At 62.5% G+C, this 19,688-nt stretch carries 14 protein-coding genes; 12 read left to right on the forward strand and 2 right to left on the reverse strand.

What is annotated here, in order from left to right; genetic code table 11:
• The first annotated feature begins 82 nt into the window (after positions 1-82).
• The 8 genes from ACM6I6_RS15940 to ACM6I6_RS15975 all read left to right on the forward strand — a co-directional run bounded on the left by ACM6I6_RS15940 (position 83) and on the right by ACM6I6_RS15975 (position 10,095).
• Positions 83-1,495, forward strand: a complete 1,413-nt coding sequence (locus ACM6I6_RS15940) for a coniferyl aldehyde dehydrogenase (protein WP_406590741.1) — start codon at positions 83-85, stop codon at positions 1,493-1,495.
• 69 nt (positions 1,496-1,564) lie between these two features.
• A complete protein-coding gene (locus ACM6I6_RS15945) occupies positions 1,565-2,650 on the forward strand; it encodes a Zn-dependent alcohol dehydrogenase (RefSeq protein ID WP_274075257.1) in 1,086 nt (361 codons plus the stop codon).
• Positions 2,651-2,750: 100 nt separating this feature from the next.
• A complete protein-coding gene (locus tag ACM6I6_RS15950; protein WP_274075256.1) occupies positions 2,751-3,947 on the forward strand; it encodes an acyl-CoA dehydrogenase family protein in 1,197 nt (398 codons plus the stop codon).
• Positions 3,948-3,957: 10 nt separating this feature from the next.
• Positions 3,958-5,100, forward strand: a complete 1,143-nt coding sequence (locus tag ACM6I6_RS15955) for an acyl-CoA dehydrogenase family protein (protein WP_274075255.1) — start codon at positions 3,958-3,960, stop codon at positions 5,098-5,100.
• Between the two features lie 74 nt (positions 5,101-5,174).
• Entirely contained in the window at positions 5,175-6,740 is a 1,566-nt protein-coding gene (locus ACM6I6_RS15960) for an arylsulfatase (protein WP_406590744.1), read from the forward strand.
• Positions 6,741-6,909: 169 nt separating this feature from the next.
• The gene (locus ACM6I6_RS15965; protein WP_414920210.1) at positions 6,910-7,659 is read left to right on the forward strand and encodes an electron transfer flavoprotein subunit beta/FixA family protein; all 750 of its coding nucleotides are present in this window, start codon (positions 6,910-6,912) and stop codon (positions 7,657-7,659) included.
• Positions 7,660-8,601, forward strand: coding sequence for an electron transfer flavoprotein subunit alpha/FixB family protein (locus ACM6I6_RS15970; RefSeq protein ID WP_414920211.1), 942 nt, complete (start codon positions 7,660-7,662; stop codon positions 8,599-8,601).
• Positions 8,602-8,760: 159 nt separating this feature from the next.
• Positions 8,761-10,095, forward strand: coding sequence for an MFS transporter (locus ACM6I6_RS15975; RefSeq protein ID WP_274075251.1), 1,335 nt, complete (start codon positions 8,761-8,763; stop codon positions 10,093-10,095).
• 50 nt (positions 10,096-10,145) lie between these two features.
• On the opposite strand, the gene ACM6I6_RS15980 is transcribed toward ACM6I6_RS15975, so the two are convergent.
• Positions 10,146-12,881: a LuxR C-terminal-related transcriptional regulator gene (locus tag ACM6I6_RS15980; RefSeq protein ID WP_414920212.1), complete on the reverse strand. Its 2,736-nt coding sequence runs from the start codon at positions 12,879-12,881 to the stop codon at positions 10,146-10,148.
• A gap of 322 nt (positions 12,882-13,203) precedes the next feature.
• On the opposite strand from ACM6I6_RS15980, the gene ACM6I6_RS15985 reads away from it, so the two are divergent.
• From ACM6I6_RS15985 to ACM6I6_RS16000, 4 genes are all read left to right on the forward strand, one after another.
• Positions 13,204-14,310 (forward strand): acyl-CoA dehydrogenase family protein, encoded by a 1,107-nt coding sequence (locus ACM6I6_RS15985; RefSeq protein ID WP_414920213.1) that lies wholly within the window; start codon positions 13,204-13,206, stop codon positions 14,308-14,310.
• Between the two features lie 28 nt (positions 14,311-14,338).
• Positions 14,339-15,526 (forward strand): lipid-transfer protein, encoded by a 1,188-nt coding sequence (locus ACM6I6_RS15990; RefSeq protein ID WP_414920214.1) that lies wholly within the window; start codon positions 14,339-14,341, stop codon positions 15,524-15,526.
• Between the two features lie 112 nt (positions 15,527-15,638).
• Positions 15,639-16,211 (forward strand): DUF2889 domain-containing protein, encoded by a 573-nt coding sequence (locus tag ACM6I6_RS15995; RefSeq protein ID WP_274075247.1) that lies wholly within the window; start codon positions 15,639-15,641, stop codon positions 16,209-16,211.
• Between the two features lie 246 nt (positions 16,212-16,457).
• Positions 16,458-19,211: a LuxR C-terminal-related transcriptional regulator gene (locus ACM6I6_RS16000; protein ID WP_274075246.1), complete on the forward strand. Its 2,754-nt coding sequence runs from the start codon at positions 16,458-16,460 to the stop codon at positions 19,209-19,211.
• Here the strand turns inward: ACM6I6_RS16000 and ACM6I6_RS16005 are convergent, their stop codons facing one another.
• On the reverse strand, positions 19,212-19,676 hold the full coding sequence (locus ACM6I6_RS16005) for a PaaI family thioesterase (protein WP_274075245.1): 465 nt from the start codon (positions 19,674-19,676) through the stop codon (positions 19,212-19,214).
• Positions 19,677-19,688: the final 12 nt, after the last annotated feature.

A 19,688-nucleotide genomic window follows, 5' to 3' on the forward strand; every position in this document is an offset into this window, starting at 1 on the left:
GGTTCGAGCCCGCCAGTGTAGCGGGCCAACACCGGATTGGCAGCTCCCCAACCGCCCACCCTTGCATGGAAGTCCGAACACCATGAGTGCCAACGAAAACCTGAAGGCTGCCGATATTCGCGTGATCCTGGACAAGCAACGTGCCGCAAGCCTTGCCAGTGAGCCGTGGACGGCCGAGCAACGCTGCGAATTGATCGACCGGGCCATCGGCTTGCTGGTCGATTACCAGGACGACATCATCGAAGCCCTGTCGGCGGACTTCGGTCATCGCAGCCCCGATTTCTCGCGCATGCTCGATGTTCTGGGGCCATTGGCATCGTTGAAGTATACCAAGGCCAAAATTGCCGAATGGATGCAGCCGGACCAGAGGGCCACCGACCGCGGCGAGGCCTGGGTGCAGTACCAGCCGTTGGGCGTGGTGGGCATTCTCACGGCCTGGAACTTCCCCGGGAACATGGTCTTCAACGGACTGGCCGGTGCCCTGGCCGCCGGCAACCGGGTGATGATCAAGGTGTCGGAATACAACCCGAAAACCTCGGCGTTGCTGGCGCGGATCTTCCGCGAAGTCTATGCCGAAGACGAAGTGGCGATCATCACCGGTGGCCCTGACATTGGCCACGCCTTCAGCCAGCAACCCTTCGACCACCTGTTGTTCACCGGTGCCAGCAGCATCGGCAAGCACGTCATGCGCGCCGCCGCCGAGAACCTGGTGCCGGTCACGCTGGAGCTGGGCGGCAAGTCGCCGACCATCATTTCGCGCACCGCCGACCTCAAAGTCGCTGTCACTAAAATCCTCACCGGCAAGCTGCACAACGCCGGGCAGATCTGCCTGGCGCCGGACTATGTATTCGTGCCCGAGGAGCAACAGGAAGCGTTCATTGCAACGGTCCGCGAAGTGGTTGCCACCCTGTTCCCGACCTTGCTCGAAAACCCGGATTACACCTCGCTGATCAACGCCCGACACTTCGAGCGCCTGCACGGTTACCTCAACGAGGCACGCGAAGCAGGCGTCGAATTGATCGAGCTGAACCCGGCCGATGAGGATTTCAGTGGCCAGCCGCACCACAAGATGGTGCCGACCCTGCTGCGCAACCCCGGTGATGAACTGCAGGTCATGCAGGACGAGATCTTCGGCCCGCTGTTGCCGTTCAAGACCTACAACTCCTTCGCCGAAGTGGTCAGCTACATCAATTCGCGTCCGCGTCCGTTGGGCCTGTACTACTTCGGCAACGATGCCGGCGAAGAGGCGTTCGTACTGAATCGCACCACCTCCGGTGGCGTCACCCTCAACGACGTGCTGCGCCATGGTGGTGTCGAGACCTTGCCATTCGGTGGCGTCGGCAACAGCGGCATGGGCTGCTACCACGGCATTGACGGCTTCCGCACCTTCAGCCACGGCAAATCGGTACTGCGCGCTGTCGATGGGCCGGACGCGATGCGTCCTCCGTACAGCGAACAGGTACGTCAGTTCGTCGGTTCGATGATCAAGCGCTAAGACAACCACTGGCATGGCGGATGCGTTCGCCATCGCCGGCCACATCCTGCTTAAAAAGAGAATAAAAATATGAAAGCTGCCGTTCTACATGCCCCCGGTACGCCACTGATCATCGAAGAGGTCGGTATCAGCAAGCCCGGCCCACGGGAAGTGCTGGTGCGCACAGTTGCGGTGGGCGTTTGCCACTCCGACCTGCATTTCGTCGATGGCGCCTATCCGTACCCGATGCCGGTGGTGCTCGGTCACGAAGCGTCCGGCATCGTCGAGCAAGTGGGCTGCGAAGTGCGTACGGTCAAGCCGGGCGATCATGTGGTGACCTGCCTGTCAGCCTATTGCGGCCACTGCGAGCATTGCGTCACCGGGCACCTGTCGCTGTGCGTGTCCCCGGACACCAAGCGTCGTGCCGATGAAGAGTCACGCCTGACCTACGTGCAGAAACCGATGACGCAGTTCATCAACCTGTCGGCCTATGCCGAACAGATGCTGGTGCATGAGAACGCGCTGGTCGCCATTCGCCGCGACATGCCGCTCGACCGCGCGGCGCTGCTCGGTTGCGCGGTCACCACCGGCACCGGCGCGGTGTTCAATACCGCCAAGGTGCGCCCGGGTGAAACGGTCGCGGTGATCGGCTGCGGCGGTATCGGCCTGTCCACCATCAACGGCGCGGCGCTGGCGGGTGCCGGGCGAATCATCGCCATCGACATGCTCGATTCGAAGCTGGAACTGGCCAGGCAGTTTGGCGCCACCGATGTGGTCAATGCCAAGGACGGCAGCGCCGTTGCGCAGGTGCTGGAGTTGACCCGAGGCGGCGTGCATCACGCGTTCGAGTGCATCGGCCTCAAGCAAACCGCCGAACAGGCTTTCGGCATGCTTGCCCGGGGCGGCACCGCAACCATCATCGGCATGATCAAACCCGGGGTAAAACTGGAGCTGGACCCCATGGCCATGTTGCACGAGCGCCGCATCCAGGGTTCGTTCATGGGGTCCAACCGTTTCCCCGTGGACTTGCCGCGCCTGACCGACTTCTACATGCAGGGCCGGCTCAAGCTCGACGAAATGATCTCCCAGCGCATCAAGCTCGAGCAGATCAACGAGGCCTTCGACGAATTGCGCCGTGGTGAGCTGGCACGCTCGGTCATCGTCTTCGATCAATGACTGCGCCGTCGTCGCCGGCTCATGCCGGCGACGGCACGCCCATTCAGTCGTCCTCCCACAAGACCGGCCCCAGGCTGGCGACTCATCATCGAGGTATCAGATGGATATTCATTTCAGCGCCGAGGAAGTGGCGTTCCGCGAGCAAGTGCGCGCATTTCTCAAGGCCAATCTGCCGCAAGACATCGCGGACCGGATCAACCAGGGCAAATCGGTGTGCAAAGCCGACCAGGTGCTGTGGATGCGCACCCTGAATGACCAGGGCTGGCTGGCGGCGAGCTGGCCGGTGGAGCAGGGCGGCACCGGCTGGACTGCCGTGCAGAAGCATATTTTCGACGAAGAGTGCTCGGTCGCCGGTGCGCCACGGATCGTGCCGTTCGGCATCAACATGGTCGGCCCGGTGATCATCAAGTTTGGCACCGAAGAACAAAAGGCCCATTACCTGCCGCGCATCCTCAATTGCGACGACTGGTGGTGCCAGGGTTATTCCGAGCCGGGCGCCGGTTCTGACCTGGCCAGCCTGCGTACCCGTGCGGTGCGTGACGGCGACGACTACGTGGTCAACGGCCAGAAGACCTGGACGTCCACCGGTCACATGGCCGACTGGATGTTCTGCCTGGTGCGCACCGATGCCGAGGCGCAGCAGCAACGGGGCATTTCCTTCCTGCTGATCGACATGAAGAGCCCGGGCATCACCGTGCGGCCGATCATCACCCTCGACGGTGGGCATTACGTCAACGAAGTGTTCCTCGACAACGTGCGGGTGCCGGTGAAGAACCTGGTGGGCCGCGAAAACGAGGGCTGGACCTGCGCCAAGTACCTGCTGACCCACGAACGCACGACGATCGCCGGGATCGGCATCGCCAAGGCCATGTTGTCGCGGCTCAAAGCGGTGGCCCGGGCAGAGCGGCGCAACGGCAAGCCACTGATCGAAGATCCGCACTTTCGTGCGCAGATCGCCGACGTGGAAATCCAGTTGATGGCCATCGGCATGAGCAACCTGCGCATCCTCGCCTCGGCCCAGGAGGGCGGTGTTCCCGGTTCGGAAAGCTCGATCCTGAAAATCAAGGGCACCGAGATTCGCCAGGCCATCACCTACCTGCTGACCAAAGCCGTGGGGGCCTATGCCAACCCGTTCCTCAAGGACGAGTTGGGTTACGACCATGAAGGTGAACTGCTGCATAGCGAGTTCAGCAATTCCTCCACCTGCCAGTACCTGGACATGCGCAAAGCCTCGGTCTACGGCGGTTCCACTGAAATCCAGAAGAACATCATCGCCAAGATGATTCTCGAACTCTAAGGGGCAGTCCATGGACTTCAAACTTTCAGAAGAGCAGCAAATGCTGCAAGACACCGCCGCACGGCTGGTGCGCGACACCTACACGTTCGAGCAGCGCGAGCAGTTTCGCGACAGCGCCAAGGGCTTCAGTGGCGAGTTCTGGCAACAGATGGGCGAACTGGGGCTGACGTCGGTGCCGTTCGCCGAGGACGTCGGCGGTTTCGGTGGCAATGGCGTGGATGTGATGCTGGTGGCCCAGGAACTGGGACGCGGCCTGTGCCTGGAGCCCTGGCTGCATTCGGTGATCTTTGCCGGTGGCCTGATCGATCAACTGGGCAGCCCGACGCAAAAGAGTGAACTGCTGCCGCAGGTGGCCAGCGCCGATTTGCAACTGGCGGTGGCCGTCGAAGAGCCGCACAGCCACTACCAACTGCACGATGTACAGACCCGCGCCGAAGCGGCCACCGGCGGCTGGTCCCTCAACGGGCGCAAGTCGGTGGTGGTGGGCGGGCAGAGTGCAGGGCTGATCCTGGTCTCGGCGCGGTCGTCCGGGGATGTGCGTGACGAGGCGGGCATCAGCCTGTTCCTGGTCGATCCGTCCACCCCGGGCGTGAGTGTGCGCGAATACCCGACCATGGACGGCCGCCGGGCGTGCGACCTGTTCCTGGACAACGTGTTCGTCAGCAGCGCCGCGGTACTGGGCGAACAGGGCAAGGCCCTGGATGCGTTGCGTTACCAGCAGGGCCGGGCCATCGCCGCACAATGTGCCGAAGCCGTCGGCAGCCTGCAAGCCACCTGCGCGCTGACGCTGGATTACCTCAAGACACGCAAGCAATTTGGCCAGGTCATCGGCAAATTCCAGGCCCTGCAGCACCGCATGGTCGACATGTACATCGAGCTCGACCAGGCGACTTCCATGACCCTGCTCGCTGCCTGTGTGGCTAACGAGCCGGACAGCGAAGAACGCAACCGCACCCTGGCCGCCGCCAAATACACCGTCTGCCGTGCCGCGCGCTTCGTCGCCGATCAAGGCATCCAGTTGCACGGCGGCATCGGCCTGACCTGGGAATACGTGCTGTCGCACCACGCCAAGCACTTGCTGATGATCGCCCGCCAGTTCGGTGACGACGACCATCACTTGCAGGCCTACAGCGCGCTCATGCAGGACGCCTGACACTCACGCCGCGCGCCTGTTTTCCAGCCAGGCGCGCTCGATCCAGACAAGACAATAAAAACAAGGAGCAAGACATGATGACGAGATCTTGGCGTTGGCTGCGCGACCTGAGCGTCGCGAGCACGTTGCTGGCCGTGTCGGTCTGCAGTTCTGCCGCCGACAAACCGAATGTGCTGGTCATCTTTGGCGATGACATCGGCATCTTCAATATCAGCGCCTACAACCAGGGCATGATGGGCTATGAAACGCCCAGCATCGACCGTATCGCCAAGGAAGGCGTGCTGTTTACCCATGCCTATGGCGAGCAGTCCTGCACCGCAGGTCGCGCAGCGTTTGCCCTGGGCGAACACCCTTTCCGTACCGGCCTGCTGACCATCGGCATGCCCGGTTCCGATCACGGCATTCCCGATTGGGCACCGACCATCGGCGACGCGATGAAGCAACAGGGCTACACCACCGGACAGTTCGGCAAGAACCACCTGGGCGATCGGGACAAGCACCTGCCGACCAACCATGGCTTCGACGAGTTCTTCGGCAACCTGTACCACATGAACGCCGAGGAAGAGCCGGAAACCTACTACTACCCCAAGGACCCGGCGTTCAGGAAGCAATACGGGCCGCGCGGTGTGATCCATTCCTACGCCGACGGCAAGATCGAAGACACCGGTCCCCTGACCCGCAAACGCATGGAAACCATCGATGACGAGCTGGTGCAGGCCACCAACAACTTCATCGACAAGGCGCACAAGGCCGACAAGCCGTTCTTTGTCTGGTTCAACGCCACCCGCATGCACATCTGGACCCACCTCAAGCAAGAGTCCGAAGGCAAGACCGGCGTCGGCCTGTACCCCGACGGCATGGTCGAGCATGACGGGCAGGTCGGTCAGTTGCTCAAGAAGCTCGATGACCTGGGCATCGCCGACAACACCATCGTGATCTACACCACCGACAACGGCGCGGAGAAATTCAGTTGGCCCGATGGCGGCACGTCACCGTTTGCCGGCGAGAAGGGCACCTCCAACGAAGGTGGGCATCGTGTGCCGTTGCTGGTCAAGTGGCCGAAGGTACTCAAGCCCGGCACCCATATGAACAACCTGATTGCCCACAACGACTGGATGCCGACCCTGGCCGCGGCGGCGGGCGCACCGAACCTGGTGGCGGACCTGGCCAAGGGCACGCAGCTCAACGGCAAGCAGTTCCGTGTGCACCTGGATGGCTATGACTTCCTGCCGTTCTTCAAGGGCGAGGTCAAGGACAGTCCGCGCGAGGAATATTTCTACTTCAGCATGGGCGGCGATCTGGATGCGATCCGCTGGCGCGAGTGGCGGTTGGCGTTCGCGCAAATGACCGGGGATTTCGCCAGCGCTTCGCGCAAGGTCACCAACGTGCCGGTGTTGACCAACCTGCTGGCCGACCCGTTCCAGACGGCGCGCAAGGAATCGCCAATGGCCAAGCGCTGGGCCGCGGACCAGGCGTGGTTGCTGGTGCCGATCCAGGCCAAGGTCAAGGCCTTCATGGCCACGCTGGGCCAGTACCCGTTCCAGGAAGGCGTCAGCCTGAACCCCGGCAATATCAACTACCAGAGCCTGGCGGTGAAGAAAGCGCTGATGGGGCTGCAGAAGCCTGCACCTGCCAATTGATCGGTATTCGCAGGTATTGCGGTCAACGCACCACAACTGTCGGAGCGAGCTTGCTCGCGATGGACGTCAACGATAACGCGTGCGTCCTGATTAAACGCGTCGTTCTCAAGTTTTTCGCGAGCAAGCTCGCTCCTACAAAAAGAAGCTATCCACTTTTTGGAGTTATCTGATGAAAGTCCTCGTAGCCGTCAAGCGCGTGGTCGATTTCAACGTCAAGGTTCGCGTCAAGGCGGACCAGTCCGGCATCGACCTCGCTAACGTCAAAATGGCCCTCAATCCCTTCTGCGAAATTGCCGTGGAAGAAGCCGTACGTCTGAAAGAGCAGGGTATTGCCACCGAAGTCGTGGTGGTCAGTGTCGGTCCTGTTGCCGCGCAGGAACAGTTGCGCACCGCGCTGGCACTGGGCGCCGACCGCGCCATCCTGATCGAGAGCAATGACGAGCTGAGTTCGCTGCCAGTGGCCAAGCTGCTCAAGGCCATGGTCGACCAGGAGCAACCGCAACTGGTGATCCTCGGCAAGCAAGCCATCGACAGCGATAACAACCAGACCGGGCAGATGCTCGCCGCACTCACCGGTTTCGCCCAGGGCACCTTCGCCTCGAACGTCGAGATCGCCGGCGACCAGGTGATCGTTGCCCGGGAAATCGACAGCGGCATGCAAACCGTTGCACTGAAGCTGCCGGCCATCGTCACCACCGACCTGCGCTTGAACGAGCCGCGCTACGCCTCTTTGCCAAACATCATGAAGGCCAAGAAAAAGCCGCTTGAAACCTTGACCCCCGAGGCCTTGGGCGTGTCCACGGTTTCCACCAACCAGACCGTGAAAGTCCAGGCGCCTGCCACACGCAGCGCCGGCATCAAGGTCAAGTCGGTGGCTGAACTGGTCGAAAAACTGAAGAACGAAGCGAAGGTGATCTGAATGGCAATCCTGGTAATCGCTGAGCACGACAACAACTCCATTGCCACGGCCACGCTCAATACCGTGGCTGCAGCTGCCCAAATCGGCGGCGACATCCATGTGCTGGTGGCAGGGCAGGGTATTGGCGCCCTGGCTGAAAGCGCCGCTGAAATCGCCGGTGTGGCCAAAGTGCTGCTGGCCGACAACCCGGCCTACGCCCATCAACTGCCGGAAAACATCGCGCCACTGGTGGTCAGCCAGGTGATCGAGCAACACACCATCTACAGCCACGTCCTGGCGCCGGCGACCTCCAACGGCAAGAACATCCTGCCGCGCGTAGCGGCTGCGCTGGACGTCGACCAGATCTCCGAAATCATTTCGGTGGAGAGCGCTGACACCTTCAGGCGCCCGATCTACGCGGGCAACGCCATCGCCACCGTGCAATCGAGTGCCGCAGTCAAGGTGATCACCGTACGTGCCACCGGTTTCGACCCAGTGGCCGCCGAGGGTGGCAACGCTGCCATTGAAGTCGTTGGGGCCGTCCACGAGGCTGGCGTCAGCGCTTTCGTCAGCGAAGCGCTGGCCAAATCCGATCGTCCGGAACTGACCGCCGCGAAGATCGTCGTGTCCGGCGGGCGAGGCATGCAAAACGGCGACAACTTCCAATACCTGTACAGCCTCGCCGACAAACTCGGCGCCGGGGTCGGGGCTTCCCGTGCCGCAGTCGACGCAGGTTTCGTGCCCAACGACATGCAGGTCGGCCAGACCGGCAAGATTGTCGCGCCGCAGTTGTACATCGCGGTCGGCATCAGCGGGGCGATCCAGCATCTGGCCGGCATGAAAGACTCGAAAATCATCGTCGCCATCAACAAGGACGAAGAGGCCCCGATCTTCCAGGTGGCGGACTACGGCCTGGTGGCGGACCTGTTCGAAGCGGTTCCGGAACTCGAACAAGCCCTCTAAAAAACACCGTCCCCCCCAACACCCTGTAGGAGCGAGCTTGCTCGCGATGGACGTCAACGATGACGCGTTCTTTCTGAATAATCGCGTTGTCCTTGCGTTCTTCGCGAGCAAGCTCGCTCCTACAGGGGAGGTGTTTTCAACCATGGAAAGGAGCGCCACATGAGCCACGCAGCAGAGCACTACCTGCCGGCGACAGCCGATTATTCGGTCGAGGAAACCCGTGCGGTTTACCGCAAGGTCATCCTGCGATTGTTGCCGTACCTGGTCCTGGCCTACGCCATCAATACCATCGACCGGCTCAACGTATCCTTTGCCAAGTTACGCATGGCCGAAGACATCGGGTTGACGGATGCCGCCTACGGCATCGGCGCCGGTATTTTTTACCTGGGGTACATCCTGTTCGAAGTGCCGAGCAACCTGTACCTGCAGCGCATTGGTGCCCGGGCCACGCTCACTCGCATCATGGTGCTGTGGGGCATGGTCACGGTGGCCACGGCCTTTGTCACCACGGCGAACCAGTTGATTGTCGCGCGGTTTCTGCTGGGCGTGGCCGAGGCCGGTTTCTTCCCCGGCGTCATCCTGTACCTGACGTACTGGTTCCCGCCCGCACTGCGTGCGCGCATCACCGCGGTGTTCCTGATGGCGGCGATGATTGCCGGCATCGTCAGCGGGCCGCTCGCCGGGATCATCATGAGCCATTTCCATGGCTGGCTGGGCCTGCGCGACTGGCAGGTGCTGTTTGTACTCGAAGGCGTCCCGGCGATGCTGCTGGGGCTGTTCGGCTGGTTCTGGCTGGTCGATAAACCGGACGATGCACGCTGGCTCACGCCGCAGGAAAAACACCTCCTGGCGGCGAGTCTTGCCCAGGGGCGCCCGGCAGACATGCCCAATGCCAGCCTGGCGCAAGTGCTGCGCAATCCCCGGGTGTACGTCGCCGGGCTGGTGTTCTTCTGCATCTACAGTGGCTCCAATACGGTGTCTTACTGGATGCCGACATTGATTCGCGGATTCGGTGTGCATGACCTGAAAACCATCGGCCTGTTGGCCAGCGTGCCTTATGCCGGTGCCTTGATCGGCATGTACTTGCTGGCCCGCAGCTCGGACAAACGCCTGGAACGTCGCTGGCATGTGAGCCTGACCCTGCTGCTCAGCGCAATCTGCTTCTTCCTGCTGGGCCCGGTCCAGGATCATCTGCTGCTGTCGCTGGTGTTCATGAGTATCGGTGCCGCCGCCGCCATGTCCGCGCTGTCGCTGTTCTGGAGTATTCCACCGGCCTTGCTGTCACCTTCGGCGGCGGCGGTGGGCATTGCGGTCATCAGCTGCATTGGCGGCCTTGCCGGCGTTATCAGCCAGGTTGTCGTAGGCGCGATCAAGACGGCGACCGGGGACCTGTACCTGGCGTTCGATGTGATCGCGGGTGTGTTGGTGGTGGGTGCGGTGGTGTTGCTGGTCGCCATTCCGGCCAGTCACTTGAAGGAGCGCATCAAGCCGTAGCCCTCCTGATCGGCTCATCGCGGGCCACCCCCGCGATGAACGCCGGTCTTTCAGGTGATCCAGCCCCGCGTGCGGGCAATGGCCAGGGTTTCCGTGCGCCCCTTGGCCTCCAGTTTCGCGTAGATCTTCTGCAGGTGCGATTTGACCGTGAACTCGGAGAGAAACACCTTCTCGGCGATCTCGCGGTTACGATGCCCGGCAGCCAGCAGTTGCAGGATCTGATATTCGCGCACCGTCAGCACTTCGTGGGCGCCGTTGTCCTTGCGCGCATCTTCCATGTTGCCGTCGCTGACATCCAACAGTTGCATCAGCCTGTCGACGAATCCGCAGTCGATCCCCAGCTCCTTGCAGCGTGCCTTGCCGGTCGTGGCCCAGCGTTGCAACAGCCCGGCCATGCGCTCGCCTTCTTCGATGAACGTGGCGAAGAAGCCGTCATGGCTGGCCAGGCGCAGCGCTTCACCGAGCGCCTGAAAGGCCTCCTGTGGTTGCTGGAGGCTGTCCAATGCGAGCGCCAGGAGAATCTGCAGCTTCAGTTCGCGGCGGTGATGTTGCCAGTGCCGCGCCTGCTCGATCGCCGTGCGCAAGGCCTTGGCTGCCGCCGCACCTTCACCCTGGACAATGCGCAAGCGTTGTCGGGCGATACTCGGGGTGTCCACGTCGTTGGCGATGCGGATGAAGTCGGGACGGTCCCAATCGCCGGCAAGGTCAGCTGAATGCAGGGCTTGCAGCGCCGTGTCCAGGCGCTGTTCGAGCAACGCCACTCGGGCTCGCTCCAGCCAGGCAGAGCACTGGACGCGGTGTGAGCCGACCTGGCGGCCGATCTGCTCGAGCTCCACCAGGCAGCGGGTCCAGGTGGTGCGATCGCCCTGGCTGTAGGCGATACGTGCGGTCAGCACGTGGGTGATGATCTGGTTCTCGGGGGAACTGACCTGCTTGGCAAAAAACAGGCAGCGTGAGAGATACTTTTGCGCGTCAGCAAAGTTGCCGTTCTCGTACAGCAGCAGGCCATGAAGGATATCCAGCGACAGCTTGGCTTCGTGTGGTTTGCCCTGGCCGGTGTTTTGCGTTCGCTCCGGCGTGCTGTGCATGCGCACCAGGGCATTGCTCAAGCGGCCCTGGATCAGGTCCAGGGTGCTCTCGTTGACCCGGAAGATGTGGCGCAGAAAACTCGAATGAACCCGCGAGTCACGTTGCAATGCACTGGACAACAGGTTGCGTGCTTCATCGTAGCGACCGCTGGCAACCATGTTCATCGCCACCGAATTGGCCAGCACGATGTATAAATGCACTTCGTCGGCAGGCATGCACTCAAGCAGTTCGACGCCCCTGCGGCAACAGGCTTCGGCCTGATCGGTCACCCCAAGGCGCAAACATTCCACGACCTTCGGCACATAGGCATAGGCCGGCCCCGACTGGTGCGCCAGACGTTCGGCGACGTGCATCGCGTCCTTGAGACGTGTAGTGCTTGCCAGCAGCCAGGCGTAGGCCTGGTTGAGTAGCGGATAGCGGTCGCGAGTCGCCTCTGGAATCCGATCCAGCCAACGCAGCAGCAGGCGTGTGCGGCCACTGTCGATCAGGGTATCGAGGTGACGGTTCAAACCGTCGGCGGCTTCATCGAGGAGACCGGCATTGAACAGGTGTTCGACGCCGGGGATCGGTTGCCCGGCATCGAAGAACCAATGCGCAGCGGTTTCATGAAGGGTTTGTGCCATGCCCGGGTACAGGCGATCCAGGGCGTGGCGCAAGAAGCTGGCGAACAGGTGGTGATAACGGAACCATTGCTGCTGGCTGTCGACCGGCACCAGGAACAGGTTGGTGCGGTCGAGGTGGTCAATCATGGCGCGGCTGTCCTTGCGCCCGGTCACCGCTTCACACAGCGGCACGCAGAACTGCTCGAGGATGCTGGTCTGCATCAGGAATACCCGGCAGTCCTCGGTCTGTCGCGCCAGGATGTCTTCGGTAAGGTATTCGGCCAGTTCCAGGTTGGAGCCGGAAAAAGACGAAATGAAGGCGCCGTGATCGTCCCGGTCCTTGAGCGACAGGCTGGCCAGGTAAAGCCCGGCGATCCAGCCCTCGGTGCGCCGGTACAGCGTGGCCAGCTCATCGTCATGCAGCGGGATCTGCCGTTTGCCGCGAATGAACGCCATGGATTCTTCAAGCGTGAAACGCAGATCCTGCGGGCGGATTTCCAGCAGTTGGCCACGGGCGCGAATCCGCCCCAGGCCGATGCCCGGCGTTGAGCGTGACGCCATCACCAGGACGCTGCCGGAGGGCAGTTGCTCGACCAGTTGCTGGAGAAACTCGAGCACTTCGGGGTTCTGGATGACTTCGACTTCGTCGAGCAGGACGGCAAAGGGCAAGGGGCTGCTGACCATGAGTTGCAGCAGGTCCTCGGCACAGGGCGGATCGTTGCGCTCAGACTGCCGGGCGGACACGGGCAGCAGGCCGAGGCCCTTGTCCAACAGGTTGACGAAACGTTGCAAGTCGTTGTCGGCGGGCTCCAGGTTGATCCACAGCGCTCGCTTGCCGCTGGCCAGACAGTGCTCGCGGTATTGCTGCATGAGCGTGGTTTTACCGAAACCTGCGGCTGCACGAATCAGGATCAGGCGGGCCGCATCGGCGTCGGCCATTTGCTCAAGCAGGCGCGAACGCGACAGGTGGCTGTCGGCCGATTTGGGACTGGCGAACTTGATAGAGCCACTTCTCGAGGCTGACGGCTCACTCGGGGCGGCAGTGAGCGCAGGGCCGGCAGGCCCGACCATTGAATTGTCCCAGTGAACTGGCATTGAAAGTACCTCCAAACAGATCACTCGCCTTGCGCAACCGCCTGGCAATGTGACCTTTTTATTCTTGTAAGTGCGGCCATATTGCCACGTCTGGCCGTTGCCCGAGACTTTGGTCTAACGCAACCCTCAGGGCGCGCCGTTAAGCGGCGGCGTCATTCATTGAGCTTGCCCGATTATTGTGCACGCACAGCGTCTTGCAAACCCGCCCCCCCTGTGAGGGTGGCTCTCGATGCACCGCGTCCCATGCAACGATTGCCTCGACAAACTGGAACGGGTTTTCCCGTTTTTTTCCATGCAATCGGGCGATGGCCAAAGGTTCCGGATGGACGTTCAACGCACTCTCTACCGCGAAGACCATGAGATGTTTCGCACCGCCGTGCGACGCTTTCTCGAGCGCGAAGACTTGCCTCGCCTGACGGGTCGGGAAAATACCGGTGATGTTGAACGGCGGGTCTGGCTGAAGGCCGGTCGTGAAGGGCTGTTGTGCGTGACCCTGCCGGCGCAATTTGGCGGTGGTGGTGACGTGGGTCATGCCGCGGTGCTGCGCGAGGAGTTTGCCCGGGCAGGGGCCTGTGACCGGGCGATGTCACTGCACTCGGACGTCATCGCACCGTGCATCGCCCAGTTGGCCAGCGACGAACAGAAGCGTCGCTGGCTGCCAGGCGTTTGCAGCGGCGAGGTGGTGCTGGCCCTGGCCGTCACCGAACCCGGCGGCAAACCCGGGAGCTTGCGTACTCACGCCGTGCGCCATGGCGCTGATTACCTGATCAAGGGCAGCAAAACCGCGGTCGGCAACGGCATCGCCGCCGACCTGATCCTGCTCGCGTGCCGTACCGACGGCAATAACGGTGAATCGGGTGTCAGCCTGATCATGGTTGAAACCGGTCGCCCGGGCGTGCAGCGCATCCGTAGTGCGCCAGGCTGCGCGCAACCGAGTGCCGCCGAATTGCACTTGGACAACGTGCGTGTACCGGCGGGCAACCTGCTGGGCGAAGCGGGCAGGGGCCTGGATTACTTGAGCCAGGCAGGAGCGCAGGAGCGCCTGTTGGCGGCGATTGCGGCCGCCAGCCGCCTCGAACACCTGCTGGACCTGACCCTGGACCATCTGCGTCAGCCCGATACCAGCGGCCATTGTTCGTGGGATCTGCAGCACACCCGCAAAAAAGTCGCCGATATCAAGGCCCGCGCCGTCGCCTTGCGGGTACTCGTCGATCACTATCTGGAGCGGCGCATGCGCCATCCATTGAGCGCTGAGCACACGGCGATCGCCTATCTGTATGCCAGCGACACCCTGCGCAAATGCACCGAGGAACTGGCACGCCTGCGCGCCACCCAAGGCCGCCTGCGCACTCATTCCATTGCCCATGCCACGATCGAACACGGCATGACCGGCAAGGCCATGCACGAAATCATCGCACAAGCGCTGTGACACCCCTCAAACCAGCAAGGACATCGTCATGAGTCAAAATGCATTAGTAGCCGGCGTCGGCATGATCCCGTTCAGCAAACCGGGCGCGAGCCCGAGCTATATCGACATGGGGGCCGAAGCGGTACGCCTGGCACTGGCCGATGCCGGCCTGAGCTATGACCAGGTGCAGATGGCGTTTGCCGGTTACGTGTACGGCGATACCACCTGCGGCCAGGCCGTGTTGTACCGGGTGGGCCGCACGGCGATTCCGGTGTTCAACGTCAACAATGCCTGCGCCACCGGCTCCAGCGCGCTGTTCCTGGCCCGTGCCGCCGTCAAAAGCGGCCAGGTCGAATGCGCCCTGGCGGTCGGCTTCGAGCAGATGCGTCCGGGGCCGACCCGCTCCAACTTCGATGACCGTCCGTTGCCCCGTGGCGATTACTTGCCGATTCAGGATGAACTGTGTGGCGACGCCGGTGACATCCCGCGCAACCTGATCACCTTCGGCGGTGCCGGCCGTGAGCACATGCGCAAATACGGCACGCAGATGAGCACCTTCGCCGCGATCCGCGCCAAGGCCAGCCGCCATGCCGCCAACAACCCGCTGGCCTTGTTCAAGAAGATCGTCACCACCGAAGAGGTCATGAATGACCAGTTGATGTGGGAAGGGGTCATGACCCGGATGATGGCCTGCCCGCCGACCTGCGGTGCCGCCGCCGCGATCATCTGCTCGCCGGCGTTCGCGAAGAAGCACGGCCTGCGCACTGACGTGGCGATCCTCGCCCAGTCGCTGGTGACCGATCCGGTGGAGTCCTTCGAGCCGAAAACCATGATCGGTTTCGTCGGCGCGCACATGGCCGAACGGGCCGCCGGTGCGGTGTACGAAAAGGCCGGCGTCGGTCCCCAGGATATTCGCGTGGTCGAATTGCACGACTGCTTTGCCCACAACGAACTGTTGACCTATGAAGCCCTGGGCCTGTGCCCGGTGGGTGGCGCCGAGCAGTTCGTTCTCGATGGCGATAACACCTACGGCGGTCGCGTCGTCACCAACCCGTCCGGCGGCCTGTTGTGCAAAGGCCATCCGCTGGGCGCCACAGGCCTGGCGCAGTGCTATGAGCTGACCCACCAACTGCGCGGCACCGCCGGTGCGCGACAGGTCGAAGGTTTGCGCCATGGCTTGCAGCACAACCTCGGGCTGGGCGGCGCCTGCGTGGTCACGCTGTACGGCAAGAACTGAGTGATCTGAGCGGCCGTGCCAGGCACGGCTTACTCACCCGAAAACAACGGTCGGGGACCTGTACCCGGCCTGTTTCAAACGCTTTTGCGATGCAGCAAGAAGGAATTCATTGATGACCACCGAACCTGTCGACTCGCCCACTCGCACACTGCTGCACACCCGCGAAATCATCTGCAAGGGCTATCAGCGCAGCGATGGTATGTACGACATCGAAGGACGCCTGCAGGACCTGACCAACGAACCGACCGACCTGCCGTTCCACCGCGTGCCCCAAGGCGGAACGATCCACGACATGCGCCTGGTGATGACCATCGACGCCGACATGGTGATCCAGCACATAGCAGCCGTGACAGCGACCGGTGCCAGCCAGTTCTGTGGTGAAGCGGCGGCCGTTTACTCAGGTTTGGTGGGGCTGAAGATTGCCGCAGGCTTCAAAAAGAACATGAAAGCCATCGTCGGTGGCGCAATCGGTTGCACCCACCTCACCGAACTGCTTGAACGCATGGCCAACGTGGCGATGCAGACGCTGTTTTCCACCTACCGGGCTGAGGCCTCTCGCCGTCGGGAAACGGGCGCGCAGCAGGTCATCGCGGTGCGCCCATGGGTGATCGGCACCTGTCATGCCTATCGAGAAGAGGGCGATGCCGTGAAGCTGTTGTGGCCCGAAGGCGTACCCAAGGCCTGATCAACACTCGATCCCCCTGTGGAGCTGCCGCAGGCTGCGATCTTTTGATCTTTGCTTCTAAAAACAAGATCAAAAGATCGCAGCCTCGTTGCACTCGACAGCTCCTACAGGGGAATGTGTCGGACGAAAGCCGTATCGGCAAATGCCGCGTCAGGCCCTACAATGTGCTGCGAAATTTCATGCAGCCGGGACAGTCTCAGTCCTACATCGTTTGTCGCCTGGCTCGCCATTCGGAAGTGTTCTCCCATGTCGTTACCGCCCCTCAAAGACACCGACGCTCGTTCCTCACCGGACGCTGACCACTCGATTGCCGATACCAAGGTCGTACCGCCGCGCGGGGCCCGTCGGCTAGTGCCTCGGGAGAGCCTGTTGCTACGCCTGCAAGAGGTCCGGCGCCAACGTTGCGTGGTGATCCAGGGCCCTGCCGGGTGTGGCAAGACCAGCACTTTGCTGGCCTGGCGCCGGGAACTGTTGGCGATGAATTTCGACGTGGCCTGGTTGTCGCTGGGAGCCGAAGACGACGAACCTGGCCGCTTCTGCCATTGCCTGCAAGCGAGCTTGGCGCAAGTGCTGCCAGAGCAGGTCCGCGATGCCGGCATTCTGCTCGGTCGCGATAATCAGGACATGGCGGTCGAGCACTGGGTCATCACCCTGGTCCAGGGCATCGCCCAGCATTCGCGCGAACTGGTGCTGATGCTCGATGACATGCAGCATCTGCAGGAGCCGCGAATCGTCCAGGCATTGCAATGGCTGATCGACTACGCCCCGCAAAACCTGCACCTGGTATTCGGCACACGGGCAGCACTGCCATTTCCGCTGGCCGCCTTGCGCGCGCGGGGTCAAGTCAGCGAATTCGACCTGCGCGACCTGCGTTTCAGTCGCAGCGAATCGCAGCTGTTCCTGCGTGAACACCTGGGCGCCATCGATGCCCGCGACGCGGCGACGCTGCACGAGCTGACCGATGGCTGGGTCGCCGGCCTGCAATTGTTCGCCGTCGACCTCAAGGCCAAGCAGATGACTCGCTTCGACCGGGTGCAGATTCGCGATGCCATTGGCTTTGCCGACTATTTCGAACGCGAAGTGCTGGTGCGCCTGGAGCCGGAAGATCTGCGCCTGCTCACCTGCGCATCGATCTGCGAACGGTTCTGCGCTTCGTTGTGCGCGACCCTGCTTGGCCAGCCCCACGCCATCGCCGGCATGATGACCCAGCTTGCCCGCCTCGATGGCGACAATCTGTTCATCACCCAGGTCAAGAGCCACGACCGTGAAACCTGGTACCGCCTGCATCCGTTGCTGGGCAGCGTATTGCGTGCCCGGCTGGCGGCGCGACCGCAGCAGGAACAGGTGCTGCACGCCGTTGCGCGGGGCTGGTTCACCGAACACGAGCACCTCGATGAAGCGGTGCGCCACGCAGTGCGCGCCGGTGATTGCGAAGCGGCGGCCGATATCGTGGAAGCCTGCGCCTATGACTTGCTGGCCAAGGGCAACCTCAGCCAGATCTCCGGTTTGCTCAAGGGCTTGCCGGCGGAACAGACTGCCGAACGTTTCGGCTTGCAGGTGGTGATGGCTCATCTGCAACTGTACTCGCGTAATTTCCAGGCGTTGCAGCAGACCTTGCAGCATCTGCAAGCCCACCACGAAAGGCTTGACCCCCGGCAGCGCCACGCAGTGACCGTGCTCAAGGGCAGCCAGGCGATTCACCAGGACGACACCGCGGCGATGCTGGCGATCCTCCCTGACTTGCTGGCGATCCCGGACGATGCCGACGACTTTTCCTGGTCGGGGCGCAGCAACACCCTGGCCTGGCTGTACATGTACCAGGGCGAATTCGAGAAAGCGCGGGAGGTCCTCGAGGGCGGCGAGCGGCCATTCGGTTCGCCGCGCCGCAGCCTGCTCGGGCGCTGCATGAGTGGCATGAGCCTGGCGCTCGAAGGCCGCGCCACCCAGGCCGAGCACCTCTACCGTGAAGTGCTGGAGGAGGCCGAAAAACATGGGGTGGCCTATCTGGTGGTCAGCACCATGGCCGCCGGTTTGCTCGGTACGGCGTTGTACGAGCAGGGCGATTACCACGCCGCCTGCCAGTTGCTCGAGCCACGGATGAAACTGCTGGAGCAGGTGGCGATCCCCGACACCGTGTTGCAATGCATGCAGACGCTGGCCATGGCCCATTGGCTGGCCGGGCGGCACACCGAAGCCATGGGCTGTCTGGACCGCCTGGAACAGTATGCGAGCCGTTATGACCTGGACCGTCTATTGGTCTGTGCGCTGCTGGTGCGCATGCGCTGGTTGCAGCAGATCGGCGATGAATCCGCGGCGGACGGCGCGTTGCAACGCATCCTCCAGACGGCGCAACCACACCAGGCGGCGCAATCGGGCACTGAGCTGGAAGTGCGGATCATCGCGCGCCGGGCCGCGATTGAACGGTCCCTGCATGCCGAGGATTTTTCGGCGGCGGCCGAGCCATTGCCGGCGCTGATCGAGGCGTCACAGCATAACCGCCGATGGCGGCGGGTGGTGGCGATGCGTGTGCAAATGGCCGTGATCGAGCAGGGCAGGGGGCACGTGGATCAGGCTCGCGAGCAATTGATCGAAGCGTTGCGCCAGGGCCATCGCCTGGGGCTGGTGCGCAGCCTGCTGGATGCGGGGTCGGGGGTTGCTGCGCTGCTCGAAGCGCTGATGGCCGAGCATGTCCTGGACCCGGTGTTGACGTTCTACGCGCAACGCCTTCTCGACGTCGCTCGTACAGCTGATGCCAGCAGCCAGCAGGCGCCGGACACCGAAACCGCCAGTGTGCTGAGCATTCGCGAACTTGACGTGATGGCTCTGGTGGCCCAGGCGCTGCCCAACAAGAAGATCGCCCGGGTGCTGAACCTGTCACCGGAAACGGTGAAATGGCACATGAAGAATATTTTCTACAAGCTGGAGGTCACCGGGCGCGACGAGGCCATCGCCAAGGTACGCGACCTGGAACTGAAGCTTCCCGGCAACCCGCAGGTTTGATCAGCCCTGGCGTGGCTTGCCGTGCAGGCTTGGGGTATTGCCGATAAATGTCGCCTTGCCCCGGGCCACCAGGCGTTCGCCATCGAGCAGGTCGAGGCTGGCATGGGACAACGAGCGCCCGATCCGGTGAATCTGAACGTGAGCTTCGACCCATGCGCCCAGATTGGCCGGGCTGAGGTAGTCCATGCTCAGGTTGATGGTCGCGGGGGGTAGGTCGGTCGCTGCCGCCAGGCGCAATGCCCGGCCGAATGCCGTATCCGCCAAGGTCGCAAGAAAACCGCCGTGGGCGATGCCCAGCGGGTTCAGGTGTTCGGGGCGAATGCGCGCGGCCAGTACCGAGCGTTCCTCATTGACGTAAAGGCCGGTGCAATGCACCACGAAACCGACGCGCCCCATCGGCACGAAACCGGCGAGCGGTTTGTCCTCGTGGGCGGCAGCTTCAAAGGGTTCAGGAATCGAATTCATTGGCATGTGCTC

Origin of the sequence: Pseudomonas sp. IT-P218 (genome assembly GCF_949767605.1) — a bacterium.
Taxonomy (GTDB): Bacteria; Pseudomonadota; Gammaproteobacteria; order Pseudomonadales; family Pseudomonadaceae; genus Aquipseudomonas; species Aquipseudomonas putida_AE.